This window comes from Pseudomonas spelaei, from assembly GCF_009724245.1.
Taxonomy (GTDB): Bacteria; Pseudomonadota; Gammaproteobacteria; order Pseudomonadales; family Pseudomonadaceae; genus Aquipseudomonas; species Aquipseudomonas spelaei.
Genome location: NZ_WNNK01000012.1, coordinates 23024 through 38212, shown reverse-complemented (window position 1 = coordinate 38212; position 15189 = coordinate 23024). Strand labels below are relative to the sequence as shown.

Here is a 15189-nt window from a genome sequence, read left to right as displayed (position 1 = left end):
CTTCACCTCATACCCAAGTGGTCGGAGTTAACCGTCCTTCTCGATTTCACAGAGTAGCGGATGCTGGCTTTCCCTGGCGTACTGGTTGACCTGCATGGCCTTTGTCTCGGCGATGTCGCGGGTAAACACTCCACATACTGCCCGTCCTTCTGTGTGAACGGCCAGCATTACCTTGGTCGCCAACTCGCGGTTCAGGTTAAAAAACACCTCGAGCACTTCGACGACGAAATCCATCGGTGTGTAGTCATCATTAAACAAAACCACCTTGTACATCGGCGGCGCCTGTAAAGCAGGCTTGGCCTCCTGAACAGCAACGCCTGCAGAACCGTCCTCGTCTTCTTGACCATCCGGGTGATCCTGATGAAGAGTCGGGCGATCCTGATTGAATGTTAGTCGAATCTGGCTGATTGCATGCATGGAAAGAAAGGTTCGTCAGTGGTTCAAATACAGTGGTGGGGGCGACCTGTCAGAATTTCAACTCTGACCGACTGGTCGCCTTGACTATCGGCAAATCGGTGTTACAACCAATAGAACCCACAGTGGGTAAAAAAGGTCCGCGCAGTCAACCTTATTTATTCGGGTTAGGACGGATAAACTGGATGATACTCCAGTGATGGAGTCTGGTGCAGAGGGATATGGGCATGGCAAGCGGTAAGGTCAAGTGGTTCAACAATGCCAAGGGTTATGGTTTCGTTATAGAAGACGGCAAGGAGGAAAACCTTTTTGCGCATTACTCGGCAATTGAAATGGATGGCTATAAAACGCTGAAAGCAGGCCAGGCGGTTTCCTTTGAGATTATCCAGGGACCAAAGGGCTTGCATGCGGTGAATATCAGCATCAGCAAAGTCAAAGAAAGCCTCGCTCAAAAACCAAAAGAACAACTGGCCTGACCCGCCACTGAGCAAGCGATCCGAAAAAGAACGGCCATCCCGAATTATCAGGATGGCCGTTTTTATTGGCCGACTATCTGCTTACATGTGCGAAATCAACGCATCCCCAAACGCTGACGACGACAGCAACTTGGCCCCATCCATCAGGCGGTGGAAGTCATACGTCACAGTCTTGGCAGAGATCGCACCGTTGGTGCCCTTGATAATCAGGTCGGCGGCTTCGGTCCAGCCCATGTGACGCAGCATCATTTCCGCCGACAGGATCAACGAACCCGGGTTGACCTGGTCCTTGCCAGCATATTTCGGCGCGGTACCGTGGGTGGCCTCGAACATGGCCACGGTGTCGGACAGGTTGGCGCCCGGCGCAATACCGATCCCCCCCACTTCCGCCGCCAGGGCGTCAGACAGGTAGTCACCGTTAAGGTTGAGGGTAGCGATCACATCGTATTCGGCCGGGCGCAGCAGGATCTGCTGGAGCATGGCGTCGGCGATAGCATCCTTGACCACCACATTCTTGCCGGTACGCGGGTTCTTGAACTGCATCCACGGACCGCCATCGAGCAGGGTCGCGCCGAACTCTTCAGCGGCCACTTCGTAGGCCCATTCCTTGAAGGCACCTTCGGTGAACTTCATGATGTTGCCTTTGTGCACGATGGTCAGCGAATCGCGATCATTGTCGACCACATACTGCAAAGCCTTGCGCGCCAGGCGCTTGGTGCCTTCCAGGGACACCGGCTTGACGCCGATCCCGCAGTTCTGGTCGAAACGGATCTTGGTGACACCCATTTCCTCTTTAAGGAACTTGATGACCTTGATCGCCTCCGGGGAACCGGCCTTCCACTCGATACCGGCGTAAATGTCTTCGGAGTTCTCACGGAAGATGGTCATGTCCACGTCGCCAGGCTTCTTGACCGGGCTCGGCACACCTTCGAACCAGCGTACCGGGCGCAGGCACACATACAGGTCAAGCTGCTGACGCAGGGCCACGTTCAGCGAACGAATACCGCCACCGACAGGGGTGGTCAGCGGGCCCTTGATGGAAACTACGTAATCCTTGACCGCATCCAGGGTTTCCTGAGGCAGCCAGGTGTCCTGGTCGTAAACTTGAGTTGCCTTCTCGCCGGCATAAACCTCCATCCAGGAAATCTTGCGCTTGCCGCCGTAAGCCTTGTTAACAGCTGCATCGACAACCTTGATCATGACCGGGCTGATGTCGACGCCAATACCGTCACCTTCAATGAAGGGAATGATCGGGTTGTCAGGAACATTGAGAGAATGGTCTGCATTGACGGTGATTTTGTCGCCGACTGCCGGAACCTGAATCTTCTTGTATCCCATGCTGAACTCCGTTTGTGGATTGAACATCTGGCTGCGTTCGAGCCTACTCCAGATAAATGAGGACTGAAACCTCACGCCCCGCACATTTGCAGCGAAAACAACACATTTAGTGGCCTACAAGCTTGAAAGCAAAGGGAAAAGCGCCAAACCTGAGCACTTCCCACGACTTTAGTCCCACGCCCTCCCCTGCGACCTTTAGACCAATGGACGAGAGACCTTTTGTATGAAGGCTCGGCGTAAGCATAGCGACCTATGTATAATGCCGCCGCTGACCAAAGAGTCACGACGGCCGACCGCTCTAAACAGAGACTATCCGCCCGAAAAGCCGGACTACCACAGCAGTCCACCCGCTTGACGCTCGACTGATGCAACCCAACATCACCGCGAAGAAACATCGACATTTCGCTCATGGATGACTTTGAACGAACGCGCTTTACCCGGCGCATCTCGAGTTTCTGCGCACGCTTTCAGCAAAGAAGAGAGTTAATCCGAATATGCCCACCCGCTCGAAGATCATCTACACCTTCACCGACGAAGCCCCAGCCCTCGCCACCTATTCACTGCTGCCTATCGTAGAGGCCTTCACCGCTTCCGCTGATATTGCCGTGGAAACCCGCGACATCTCCCTCGCTGGGCGCATCCTCGCAAGCTTCCCTGAGCAACTGGGCGCCAAAGCCGTGCCGGACCACCTCGCCGAACTGGGCGCCCTGGCCGTCACCCCTGAAGCCAACATCATCAAGCTGCCTAACATCAGTGCCTCGACCCCGCAGCTGCAAGCCGCGATCAAGGAACTGCAGGCCCAGGGCTTCGACCTGCCGGACTACCCGGAAACCGTAACCACCGACGCGGAAAAAGAAACCCGTGCACGTTACGACAAGGTCAAGGGCAGCGCCGTGAACCCGGTCCTGCGCGAAGGCAACTCCGACCGCCGCGCACCACTGTCGGTCAAGAACTACGCCCGCAAGCACCCGCACAAAATGGGCGCCTGGGCTGCTGACTCCAAGTCGCACATCGCTCACATGAGCGCTGGCGACTTCTACGGCAGCGAAAAAGCCGTACAGATCGAAACCGCTGATGCTGTCAAAATCGAGCTGATCGCCCAGGACGGCACCGCGACCGTCCTGAAAGAAAAAACCAGCGTACAAGCCGGTGAGATCATCGACAGCGCCGTGCTGAGCAAAAAAGCCCTGCGCAGCTTCATCGCCGCTGAAATCGAAGACGCCAAGAAACAAGGCGTACTGCTGTCGGTTCACTTGAAAGCCACCATGATGAAGGTCTCCGACCCGATCATGTTCGGCCAGATCGTTGCCGAGTTCTATAAAGATGCCCTGGCCAAGCACGCTGACGTGCTGGCGCAGATCGGCTTCAACCTGAACAACGGCATCGGCGACCTGTACGCTCGCATCAAGGCCCTGCCGGCCGAGCAGCAAGCGCAGATCGAAGCCGACATCCAGGCGGTGTATGCCGCTCGTCCGTCCCTGGCCATGGTCAACTCGGACAAAGGCATCACCAACCTGCACGTGCCGAGCGACGTTATTGTCGACGCCTCGATGCCAGCCATGATCCGTGACTCCGGCAAGATGTGGGGCACCGACGGTCAACTGCACGACACCAAGGCGGTGATCCCGGATCGCTGCTACGCCACCATCTACCAGGCGGTGATCGAAGACTGCAAGGCAAACGGCGCCTTCGACCCAACCACCATGGGCAGCGTGCCAAACGTTGGCCTGATGGCGAAAAAAGCCGAAGAGTATGGCTCCCACGACAAGACCTTCCAGATCAAGGCTGACGGCGTAGTCCGCGTCACCGACAGCAAGGGCAACCTGCTGATGGAACAGAAAGTCGAAGCCGGCGACATCTTCCGCATGTGCCAGACCAAAGACGCGCCGATCCAGGACTGGGTCAAACTGGCCGTCAACCGTGCCCGCGCCAGCAACACCCCGGCCATTTTCTGGCTGGACCCACAGCGCGCCCACGATGGCGTGGTGGTCGAGAAAGTTCAGGCTTACCTGAAAGACCACAACACCGAAGGCCTGGACATCCGCATCATGTCGCCAGTCGACGCGATGAAGTTCACCCTGGAACGCACCCGCAAAGGCCTGGACACCATTTCGGTAACCGGCAACGTGCTGCGTGACTACCTGACCGACCTGTTCCCGATCATGGAACTGGGCACCAGCGCCAAGATGCTGTCGATCGTACCGCTGATGAACGGTGGCGGCCTGTTCGAAACCGGCGCCGGCGGCTCGGCGCCAAAGCACGTACAGCAACTGCTGGAAGAGAACTTCCTGCGCTGGGACTCCCTGGGCGAATTCCTGGCCCTGGCTGCGTCCCTTGAGCATTTGGGTGTGAACTACAACAACCCGAAAGCCCTGGTACTGTCCAAGACCCTGGACCAGGCCACCGGCCAGTTCCTCGACAACAACAAGTCGCCATCGCGCAAAGTCGGCAACATCGACAACCGCGGCAGTCACTTCTACCTGGCGCTGTACTGGGCTCAAGCCCTGGCCGCCCAGACCGAAGACACTGCACTGCAAGCGCAGTTTGGCGAGCTGGCCAAGACCCTGGCCGCGAACGAGGCAACCATCGTTGCCGAGCTCAACGCCGTTCAGGGCAAGCCAGTGGACATCGGTGGCTACTACCACGCCGATGCCGCGCTGATCAGCAAGGCCATGCGCCCGAGCAACACCCTCAACGCGGCGATTGCTGCGCTGGTGTAAGGTTGTAAGGATGCAAAGAAGCCCCGGCCCCGTGCCGGGGTTTCTGTTTCTGCCCGCAGCTTGTTTTTTGAAGGACCCCAATCAAATGTGGGAGCTGGCTTGCCTGCGATAGCGATTTTGAATATTCCACCGCCATCGCAGGCAAGCCAGCTCCCACACTGACCGAGTTTCCCCAGCTAATTTCGAATTGAGGCCGCTTTATGACCTGGCAACCCCACATCACTGTCGCCACCCTCGTCGAAGACAACGGCCGCTTCCTGATGGTCGAAGAACTCAAGGGCGGCCGCGCCGTACTCAACCAGCCCGCCGGCCACCTGGACCCCCACGAAACCCTGACCGAGGCCGCCGTACGCGAAACCCTCGAAGAAACCGGCTGGGATGTCGAGGCCACCGGGATTGTCGGGGTTTACCTGTATACCGCCCCCAGCAATGGCGTGACCTATCAACGGGTGTGCTTTATCGCCAAGGCGCTGAAACACCACCCTGACTATCAACTGGACGACGGCATTGTCCGCGCCCGGTGGCTGACCCGCGACGAGCTGATGGCCCTGCGCGAGCACTGGCGCAGCGAGCTGATCATCCGCTGCATCGATGATTATCTGGCCGGCTTTAACCACAGTCTCGAATTGATCCGTCCTTCTCTTTAGCCTTGCAGGCTCGGGCCTGCTAGAATCGCGTCCTTTTTAAAGACACCCGTTGAAATCCTATGCGTGATCCAGCCCCTTCTGACACACAAAAGAAGCGCGTCATCGTCGGCATGTCCGGCGGCGTGGATTCTTCCGTTTCCGCCGTCCTGCTGATGGAGCAGGGTTATGAGGTGGAAGGCCTGTTCATGAAGAACTGGGAAGAAGACGATGGAACGGAATATTGCACCGCCATGGACGACCTGGCGGACGCCCAGGCTGTCTGCGACAAAATTGGCATCAAGCTGCACACCGCCAACTTTGCTGCCGAGTACTGGGACAACGTCTTCGAGCACTTCCTGGCCGAATACAAGGCCGGCCGTACGCCGAACCCGGACATCCTGTGTAACCGCGAGATCAAGTTCAAGGCGTTCCTCGACTACGCCATGATCTTGGGTGCCGACCTGATTGCCACTGGCCACTACGTGCGCCGCCGTGACATCGATGGCCACACCGAACTGCTCAAAGGCCTGGACGCGAACAAAGACCAGAGCTACTTCCTGCACGCCGTCGGCGGCGAACAGATCGCCAAGACCCTGTTCCCGGTGGGCGAACTGGAAAAGCCGGAAGTGCGCAAAATCGCGGAAAAATATGACTTGGCCACCGCCAAGAAAAAGGACTCCACCGGAATCTGCTTTATCGGCGAACGCCGCTTCAGCGACTTCCTCAAGCAATACCTGCCCGCACAACCGGGCGAGATCAAGACCACCGAGGGTGAAATCATCGGCCGCCACCATGGCCTGATGTACCACACCATCGGCCAGCGTCAGGGCCTGGGCATTGGTGGCTTGAAAGATGCTGGCGATGAACCGTGGTACGTGTTGATCAAAGACCTGGAGCACAACGAACTGATCGTTGGCCAAGGCAACGATCACCCCTACCTGTTCTCCCGCGCCCTGCTCGCGTCGGACATCTACTGGGTCAACCCGGTAGACCTGAGCACCCCGCGCCGCCTGACCGCCAAAGTGCGCTATCGCCAAAGCGACCAGCCTTGCACCCTGGAAAAAACCGCCACGGGCTATCGCGCCACCTTCGATGATCCGCAGCGTGCAGTGACGCCCGGCCAATCGGTGGTGTTCTATGACGGTGAGATTTGCCTGGGGGGCGGCGTGATCGAAGTCGCCGAGCCCTGGAGCAGTCAGGCATGAGCCCGACCCAGGAGCAACTGACGGCACTGGGCGGCGTGTTTCTCGCCGCCGTGCTGGTGGACAAGATTGCAAAGACCGGCCAAGTCACCGAGGCCGGCCTGACCTGCATGCTCGGCAGCTTGCTGATCCGCGACCCCAAGGACACCCTTGAAGTCTATGGCGGCGATGACCTGGCCCTGCGCGAAGGTTATCGCGCCCTGGTCGGCGCCCTGGAGCGCGACCCCAGCACCCTGCAGCGCGAGCCATTGCGCTACGCCCTGTCGATGCTTGGCCTTGAGCGCCAACTGGCCAAGCGTGATGACTTGCTGGAGACCATCGGCAAGCGTCTGCCGCAGATCCAGTCCCAGGTCGAGCACTTCGGCCCGGCCCACGAAAATGTGATCGCAGCCTGTGGCGCCCTGTACCAGGACACCCTGAGCACGCTGCGCCAGCGGATCCAGGTCCACGGCGACATGCGCAACCTGCAACAACCGAACAACGCCTCGAAAATCCGCGCCCTGCTCCTGGCCGGTATTCGTTCGGCGCGGTTGTGGCGACAGTTGGGCGGCCATCGCTGGCAGTTGGTCATCAGCCGTCGCAAGCTGCTTAAAGAGCTTTACCCGTTGATGCGCAACGAATAAGTCGCGCAGACAACCTTTTTTCATCGCCTTACGCGTAATACGCCGGTCAGTTGGCAACGGATCGGCGGATTTTTTCATGTATGATACGCGCCCCATTTCGTTGCCCGACTGTCCGAGAACACCCCATGCAGCTCTCTTCGCTCACTGCGGTTTCCCCTGTTGACGGCCGCTACGCCGGCAAAACCCAGGCCCTGCGCCCTATTTTCAGCGAATACGGCCTGATCCGTGCTCGTGTTCTGGTTGAAGTGCGCTGGCTCCAGCGCCTGGCCGCTCACACCGCCATCAGCGAAGTGCCGGCGTTTTCCGCCGAAGCCAACGCTGTATTGAACACCCTGGCGGAAAACTTCTCCCTGGAGCACGCCGAGCGTGTGAAAGAGATCGAGCGCACCACCAACCACGACGTAAAAGCCATCGAGTACCTGCTCAAAGAACAAGCGGCCAAGCTGCCGGAACTGGCCAAGGTCAGTGAGTTCATCCACTTTGCCTGCACCAGCGAAGACATCAACAACCTGTCCCACGCCCTGATGCTGCGCGAAGGCCGTGATGACGTAATGCTTCCACTGATGCGCCAGACCGCCGACGCCATCCGCGAACTGGCGATCCGTTTCGCCGACGTGCCGATGCTGTCGCGCACCCACGGCCAACCAGCCTCGCCGACCACCCTGGGTAAAGAGCTGGCTAACGTGGTGTACCGCCTGGAGCGCCAGATCGCTCAAGTTGCCGCCGTGCCACTGCTGGGCAAGATCAACGGCGCCGTAGGCAACTACAACGCACACATCTCCGCTTATCCGGAAATCGACTGGGAAGAAAACGCCCGCGCCTTCATCGAAGACGAACTGGGCCTGGGCTTCAACCCGTACACCACGCAGATCGAGCCGCACGACTACATCGCCGAGCTGTTCGACGCCATTGCGCGCTTCAACACCATCCTGATCGACTTCGATCGCGATATCTGGGGCTACATTTCCCTGGGCTACTTCAAGCAGCGCACCATTGCCGGTGAAATCGGCTCGTCGACCATGCCCCACAAGGTCAACCCGATCGACTTCGAAAACTCCGAAGGCAACCTCGGCATCGCCAACGCCCTGTTCCAGCATCTGGCCAGCAAGTTGCCGATCTCCCGCTGGCAGCGCGACCTGACCGACTCCACCGTACTGCGCAACCTCGGCGTGGGCTTTGCCCACAGCGTGATCGCGTACGAAGCGAGCCTCAAAGGCATCAGCAAGCTGGAACTCAACGCACAGAAAATCGCCGCTGACCTGGACGCTTGCTGGGAAGTCCTGGCTGAGCCGATCCAGACCGTGATGCGTCGCTACAACATCGAGAACCCGTACGAGAAGCTCAAAGAGCTGACCCGCGGCAAGGGCATCACCTCCGACGCCCTGCAAACGTTCATCGACGGCCTGGATATGCCAGCTGCCGCCAAGGCTGAGCTGAAACTGCTCACCCCGGCCAACTACATCGGCAACGCTGTAGCACAAGCCAAACGCATCTGATCGACCGCTAGACCCTTGAGACGCCCGGCAGCGCCGGGCGTTTTTATTCCCGTCTGAAAAGTGCATTTTTTCAATAGGTTACACATGAATCCTGATATTCCTCTTCAATTTCTGGGCGGCATCACGGCACGGGAATTCCTGCGCGACTACTGGCAGAAAAAACCGCTGCTGATCCGCCAGGCCATTCCTGATTTCGAAAGCCCGATCGACGCCGACGAACTGGCCGGCCTGGCGCTGGAAGAAGAAGTCGAGTCGCGCCTGATCATCGAGCACGGCGAACGCCCTTGGGAACTGCGCCGCGGCCCATTTGCCGAAGACGCCTTCAGCACCTTGCCTGAGCGTGACTGGACCCTGCTGGTGCAAGCCGTCGACCAGTTCGTCCCGGAAGTGGCCGAATTGCTGGAAAACTTCCGCTTCCTGCCAAGCTGGCGCATCGATGATGTGATGATCAGCTTTGCCGCCCCCGGTGGCAGTGTCGGCCCGCATTTCGACAACTACGACGTGTTCCTGCTCCAAGGCCATGGCAAGCGCAACTGGAAGATTGGCCAGATGTGCAACACCGAAAGTCCGCTGCTGCAACACGCCGACCTGCGCATCCTCGCCGAATTCGAAGAGACCGCCGAATGGGTACTGGAACCGGGCGACATGCTCTACCTGCCGCCACGCCTGGCCCATTGCGGCGTCGCCGTGGATGACTGCCTGACCTACTCGGTAGGCTTCCGCGCCCCGAGCGCCGCTGAAGTGTTGACCCACTTCACCGACTTCCTCAGCCAGTACCTGACGGACGAAGAGCGCTACACCGACGCTGACGCCCAGCCAGTCAGCGATCCGCACCAGATTCAGCACGACGCCCTGGACCGCCTCAAAGGCCTGCTGGCCGAGCACATGAGCGACGAGCGCATGCTGCTGACCTGGTTCGGCCAGTTCATGACCGAACCGCGCTATCCGGAACTGGTGGCGGGTGAAGAGCTGGGCGAAGACGACGTCATCAACAGCCTGGAAAACGGTGCGATCCTGGTCCGTAACCCAAGCGCCCGCCTAGCATGGTCGGAAGTGGACGACGACGTGTTGCTGTTCGCCAGCGGCCAGAGCCGTTACCTGCCAGGTAAACTGCGCGAGTTGCTGAAACTGGTGTGTTCGGCCGACGCCCTGCACAGCGAGAACCTCGGCGCATGGCTCGCAGACGAAGATGGCCGCGACCTGGTTTGTGAACTGGTCAAGCAAGGAAGCCTGGGATTTGCCGATGAATAAGATTCACGTAAGTGTCGCGGACTGGCAAAAGGATATCGCTGAGATTCGGCGCATTCGTGAAGCGGTGTTTATCGCTGAACAATCGGTTCCACCTGAGCTGGAGTGGGATGCGGACGACGCCGACGCAGTGCATTTTCTCGCGTTTGAAGGCGACTTCCCGATTGGTACCGCGCGCCTGCTGCCCAGCGGTGAAATCGGGCGCGTATCGGTGCTCAAAGACTGGCGCGGGCTCAAAGTCGGCGACAAGCTGATGGACGCTGTGATTGGCATGGCCGAGAAACGCGGTCAGACCCGACAGTTCCTCAGCGCACAGGTCTACGCTGCGCCGTTCTACGAGCGCCTGGGCTTCAAGATTGTCAGCGATGAGTTCCTGGAAGTCGGGATTCCGCATGTTGATATGGTGCGTGAAGGCTGATTTAAGACCGCGTCGCATTCATCGCAGGCAAGCCAGCTCCCACAGTTGACCGCATTCCAAAGGATGTACTCGGTCGAATGTGGGAGCTGGCTCGCCTGCGATAGCAATATCAGCAACACCCCCAAAAGGCCTTGCCATCCACCGATGCCAGGGCCTTTTGCCGTCTACGATTCAACTTGCCCCCAGCCAGGCCGACAAACTGGCAGAATCATTCTTTGAATCGCAGAGATAACGGACATGTCCCTACGCACCCTGCTCACCACCCTGCTCCTGGCCGCCAGTTTCTCGGTGATGGCCGCCACCGAAGTCGTGCCCCTGAGCAACCGCACCAGCACCGACCTGTTGCCGGTCGCGCAGAATTTCATCGGCAAGGATGGCACCGTCAGTGCCTACGGCAACCAGCTGATCGTGAATGCCGAACCGGACAAGATCCAAGCCCTGCGCGCGCTCCTTGCGCAACTGGACACCCCATCAAAACGCCTGCTGATCACCGTCGACACCAACGAAAACAACCAGCAGAGCAATGGTGACAACCAAACTCAGGTCATTACCTACAGCACCGAGAGCCGTGACGGCGGGATCCAGCAGATCCAGGCCAGCGAAGGCGTGCCCGCACTGATCCAGATCGGCCAGAGCGTGCCGCTGACCACCACTCAGCCAGACGCCTACGGCCGTCCGCAAAATCAGACCCAGTATCGCAACGTCACCCAAGGCTTCTACGTCACCGCCAGCGTCACCGGCGAGACCGTTCACCTGAGCATCAGCACAAATCGTGACCGCATGAGCCAGGAACGTCCCGATGTAGTGAACGTGCAAAGCACCGACACAACCGTCAGCGGACGCCTGGGCGAGTGGATCACCCTCGCCGGCGTCAATCGCCAGACCCAGGCCGACAAAACCGGTACAACCCGCAGCTACTCTACTCAGGGCCGGGATGACCTGAGCCTGAAGGTCAAAGTCGAGACCCTGAACTGAAGCACCAAAAACTGACTGACGAGTCGTATTAGACTAAAGATGTAGTGCTTCAAAAAAAGCACTACAAAACATTTGACGATCCAAAAAAGCATGGGCATGATGGCCTCGCTCCCGCTAATCAGGGGCCCTGGCAAGGGCCTTCGGATCGCCGCTCTAAGCTACCCACCTGAGCCGATTCGTGTCTGTACCGCCCACAAGGTGTGTTTGACGAGGTTGCGACTGGAACGAAGTTGTCCCGAGGGACGGAAGCTAACCAGGTAACCCGGCAATACACTGACTGACCGTACCAAGGCCCACGATGCCCGAAGACTGTCCGCAGCCCGCCCTTACCTCGCTCGCCTTCCCCTCTTGAGCCTATCGTTCATCCCGTCGCCTTCCCCGTCGAACCTGACTTGACCGCCTAAGCTTCTGGTCAGCGAGCAGCCATCCCACGCAACGATTGCGCGGCTGGCAAACGGAATTTTCAACCCAGTAGTTTTTCCACAAAAGACGCGACGAGGTTTTTCCCCATGGCACTGACACGCGAACAGCAAATTGCAGCCCTTGAAAAAGACTGGGCTGAAAACCCACGCTGGAAAGGCGTGACCCGCGCTTACTCCGCTGCTGACGTCGTCCGCCTGCGTGGCTCTGTTCAACCTGAGCACACCTTTGCAAAACTCGGCGCCGAGAAGCTGTGGAACCTGGTGACCCAGGGTGCCAAGCCGTCCTTCCGCCCCGATAAAGATTTCGTCAACTGCATGGGCGCCCTGACTGGCGGCCAGGCTGTGCAACAAGTCAAGGCCGGTATCCAGGCGATCTACCTGTCGGGCTGGCAAGTAGCCGCGGACAACAACTCCGCCGAATCGATGTACCCGGACCAGTCGCTGTACCCGGTGGATTCCGTGCCGACCGTGGTCAAGCGCATCAACAACTCTTTCCGTCGTGCCGATCAGATCCAGTGGAAAGCCGGCAAGAACCCAGGCGATGAAGGCTACATCGACTACTTCGCGCCAATCGTGGCTGACGCCGAAGCCGGTTTCGGCGGCGTACTGAACGCCTACGAACTGATGAAAAGCATGATCGAAGCAGGCGCTGCCGGCGTTCACTTCGAAGACCAACTGGCTTCCGTGAAGAAATGCGGCCACATGGGCGGCAAGGTACTGGTTCCAACCCAGGAAGCCGTACAGAAGCTGACCGCTGCTCGTCTGGCAGCTGACGTGGCCGGCACCCCGACCATCATCCTGGCCCGTACCGACGCCAACGCAGCTGACTTGCTGACGTCGGACTGCGATCCGTATGACCAGCCATTCGTCACCGGCGAACGTACCCAGGAAGGCTTCTATAAAGTGCGCGCTGGTCTCGACCAGGCCATCGCTCGCGGCCTGGCCTACGCCCCGTACGCCGACCTGATCTGGTGCGAAACCGCCAAGCCAGACCTGGACGAAGCGCGTCGCTTCGCTGAAGCGATCAAAAAGGAATACCCGGACCAACTGCTGTCCTACAACTGCTCGCCTTCTTTCAACTGGAAGAAGAACCTGGACGACGCAACCATCGCCAAGTTCCAGCGTGAACTGTCCGCCATGGGCTACAAGCACCAGTTCATCACCCTGGCCGGCATTCACAACATGTGGCACAGCATGTTCAACCTGGCGCACGACTACGCCCGCAACGACATGACTGCCTACGTGAAGCTGCAAGAGCAGGAGTTCGCTGACGCCTCCAAGGGCTACACCTTCGTGGCTCACCAGCAGGAAGTGGGTACCGGCTACTTTGACGACATGACCACCGTGATCCAGGGCGGCACCTCGTCCGTGACCGCGCTGACCGGCTCGACCGAAGAAGAACAGTTCCACTGAGTGACTTGAGTACACGGCCATTGCGGATCCGATAGAAAGCTAACCGCAGTGCCGCACGATCTGACGCCCCGACTGGTTCGGGGCGTTTTTTTGCCTTCGAAATAATCCCCCTGACACAACGACGGTCAACTGTGGGAGCTGGCTTGCCTGCGATGGCATCAGCTCAGTCTCACTGAAACACCGAGGCGTCTGCATCGCGGGCAAGCCCGACTCCCACAGAGAACGAGTCGACCTTCAGATTTTGCGCAAAACATTGATCCAGGGCGGTATTTGCATCGCTAAAGTCAGTTAAAAGATCCGCTTTACCAACTTGCGCCGAACGGGCAAGTAACAACAACTTCCCCCGCTACATGCCAAACACCCGTTTAAAACCCACGCAAACAATATTCATTATCATTTAGAGCATGAAAACTTCGTTACAGGTTAAACAAAACATAATTCACAAAAACCCGGCTAATGCCCGCGCAGCATGGGCTGCAGCCTTAAAAAGGTGCACTATGTCCTTATTCCACCGAATAATTTCGCTATAGGAATTTTACTTGCCCGGTGTTTAGCCATAAAATCACCGCGATTGATTGCGCTGCGACATATCGTCACTGCATCGTTACTTTTTCAAGCTCAGAGACCCTTGCTCTCTGTTAAGGATTTTCAGCATGCCCGAAGCGACAGGACTCATGGCCCACAACTGGGGCTTTGCCATTTTCCTTCTGGGTGTTGTTGGCCTTTGCGCCTTCATGCTCGGCGTATCCAGCCTCCTGGGGTCAAAAGCCTGGGGTCGCAGCAAAAACGAACCGTTCGAGTCCGGCATGCTACCTACAGGTGGCGCCCGCTTGCGGCTCTCAGCCAAATTCTATCTGGTCGCGATGCTGTTCGTGATCTTCGATATCGAAGCCCTCTTTCTCTTTGCCTGGTCTGTGTCTGTTCGCGAAAGCGGCTGGACCGGATTCGTCGAAGCTCTCGTTTTCATAGCAATTCTGTTGGCAGGCCTTGTCTACCTATTTCGAGTGGGCGCCCTTGATTGGGCTCCGGAAGCTCGTCGCAAGCGGCAAGCGAAGCTGAAACAATGAGGCTTTGGCGATGCAATACAATCTCACCAGGATCGACCCGGATGCTCCTAACGAGCAGTACCCCATCGGCGAACGGGAAACCGTTTCCGATCCGTTAGAAGACCAAGTCCACAAAAACATCTACATGGGCAAGCTCGAAGACGTGCTGAATGGCGCGGTCAACTGGGGACGTAAGAACTCCCTGTGGCCGTACAACTTCGGCCTGTCCTGCTGCTATGTGGAAATGACCACCGCCTTCACGGCGCCCCACGACATCGCGCGCTTTGGCGCCGAAGTTATCCGGGCATCGCCGCGTCAGGCGGACTTCATGGTTATCGCCGGAACCTGCTTTATCAAGATGGCGCCGATCATTCAGCGTCTCTACGAGCAAATGCTCGAGCCAAAGTGGGTTATCTCCATGGGTTCGTGCGCCAACTCCGGTGGCATGTACGACATCTATTCCGTCGTTCAAGGGGTGGACAAGTTCCTGCCCGTGGACGTCTACGTGCCTGGCTGCCCGCCCCGCCCCGAAGCTTTTCTGCAAGGCTTGATGCTGTTGCAGGAATCGATTGGCAAGGAGCGTCGCCCACTGTCCTGGGTCGTCGGTGATCAAGGCGTATACCGCGCCGAGATGCCTTCGCAAAAGGAACAGCGCCGCGAACAGCGAATCGCAGTCACCAACCTGCGCAGCCCCGACGAAGTCTGATCCAGCCCGCTTCTTCTATAGAACGAAAACCTGGCCTCATTCTTTACGTTGACCGAAAGCGATAAA

14 protein-coding genes are annotated in these 15189 nt (G+C 58.3%); 12 read left to right on the top strand and 2 right to left on the bottom strand.

Translation table 11 applies throughout. The annotated features are described in order from the left end of the window. Window positions 1-27: 27 nt before the first annotated feature. The gene (gene clpS / locus GNF76_RS15375; protein ID WP_155584000.1) at window positions 28-417 is read right to left on the bottom strand and encodes an ATP-dependent Clp protease adapter ClpS; all 390 of its coding nucleotides are present in this window, start codon (window positions 415-417) and stop codon (window positions 28-30) included. A gap of 218 nt (window positions 418-635) precedes the next feature. On the opposite strand from clpS, the gene cspD reads away from it, so the two are divergent. Then, window positions 636-890, top strand: a complete 255-nt coding sequence (gene cspD / locus GNF76_RS15370) for a cold shock domain-containing protein CspD (protein ID WP_155583999.1) — start codon at window positions 636-638, stop codon at window positions 888-890. Between the two features lie 81 nt (window positions 891-971). Here cspD and icd read toward each other — a convergent pair whose 3' ends face one another. After that, the gene (icd, locus tag GNF76_RS15365; RefSeq protein WP_010172708.1) at window positions 972-2228 is read right to left on the bottom strand and encodes an NADP-dependent isocitrate dehydrogenase; all 1257 of its coding nucleotides are present in this window, start codon (window positions 2226-2228) and stop codon (window positions 972-974) included. A gap of 494 nt (window positions 2229-2722) precedes the next feature. On the opposite strand from icd, the gene GNF76_RS15360 reads away from it, so the two are divergent. The 11 genes from GNF76_RS15360 to GNF76_RS15310 all read left to right on the top strand — a co-directional run bounded on the left by GNF76_RS15360 (window position 2723) and on the right by GNF76_RS15310 (window position 15123). Beyond that, complete coding sequence (locus tag GNF76_RS15360; protein ID WP_155583998.1) at window positions 2723-4948, top strand: NADP-dependent isocitrate dehydrogenase; 2226 nt, start codon at window positions 2723-2725, stop codon at window positions 4946-4948. Between the two features lie 200 nt (window positions 4949-5148). Continuing rightward, window positions 5149-5595, top strand: coding sequence for an NUDIX hydrolase (locus GNF76_RS15355; protein WP_155583997.1), 447 nt, complete (start codon window positions 5149-5151; stop codon window positions 5593-5595). Between the two features lie 59 nt (window positions 5596-5654). Continuing rightward, a complete protein-coding gene (mnmA, locus tag GNF76_RS15350) occupies window positions 5655-6779 on the top strand; it encodes a tRNA 2-thiouridine(34) synthase MnmA (RefSeq protein WP_155583996.1) in 1125 nt (374 codons plus the stop codon). Continuing rightward, on the top strand, window positions 6776-7399 hold the full coding sequence (hflD, locus tag GNF76_RS15345; RefSeq protein ID WP_010172715.1) for a high frequency lysogenization protein HflD: 624 nt from the start codon (window positions 6776-6778) through the stop codon (window positions 7397-7399). Before mnmA ends, hflD begins: the two co-directional genes overlap by 4 nt. 125 nt (window positions 7400-7524) lie before the next feature. After that, window positions 7525-8895: an adenylosuccinate lyase gene (purB, locus tag GNF76_RS15340; protein ID WP_155583995.1), complete on the top strand. Its 1371-nt coding sequence runs from the start codon at window positions 7525-7527 to the stop codon at window positions 8893-8895. A gap of 84 nt (window positions 8896-8979) precedes the next feature. After that, window positions 8980-10146 (top strand): ribosomal protein uL16 3-hydroxylase, encoded by a 1167-nt coding sequence (locus tag GNF76_RS15335; protein ID WP_155583994.1) that lies wholly within the window; start codon window positions 8980-8982, stop codon window positions 10144-10146. Beyond that, window positions 10139-10561, top strand: coding sequence for a GNAT family N-acetyltransferase (locus GNF76_RS15330; protein ID WP_155583993.1), 423 nt, complete (start codon window positions 10139-10141; stop codon window positions 10559-10561). Before GNF76_RS15335 ends, GNF76_RS15330 begins: the two co-directional genes overlap by 8 nt. A 237-nt stretch (window positions 10562-10798) precedes the next feature. Beyond that, window positions 10799-11536, top strand: a complete 738-nt coding sequence (locus tag GNF76_RS15325; protein ID WP_155583992.1) for a secretin N-terminal domain-containing protein — start codon at window positions 10799-10801, stop codon at window positions 11534-11536. A gap of 509 nt (window positions 11537-12045) precedes the next feature. Further along, the gene (aceA, locus tag GNF76_RS15320) at window positions 12046-13371 is read left to right on the top strand and encodes an isocitrate lyase (protein WP_034120253.1); all 1326 of its coding nucleotides are present in this window, start codon (window positions 12046-12048) and stop codon (window positions 13369-13371) included. Window positions 13372-14024: 653 nt separating this feature from the next. Further along, complete coding sequence (locus GNF76_RS15315) at window positions 14025-14438, top strand: NADH-quinone oxidoreductase subunit A (protein WP_003223812.1); 414 nt, start codon at window positions 14025-14027, stop codon at window positions 14436-14438. A 10-nt stretch (window positions 14439-14448) separates the two neighbouring features. Beyond that, window positions 14449-15123, top strand: coding sequence for a NuoB/complex I 20 kDa subunit family protein (locus GNF76_RS15310; protein ID WP_155583991.1), 675 nt, complete (start codon window positions 14449-14451; stop codon window positions 15121-15123). Window positions 15124-15189 lie beyond the last annotated feature (66 nt).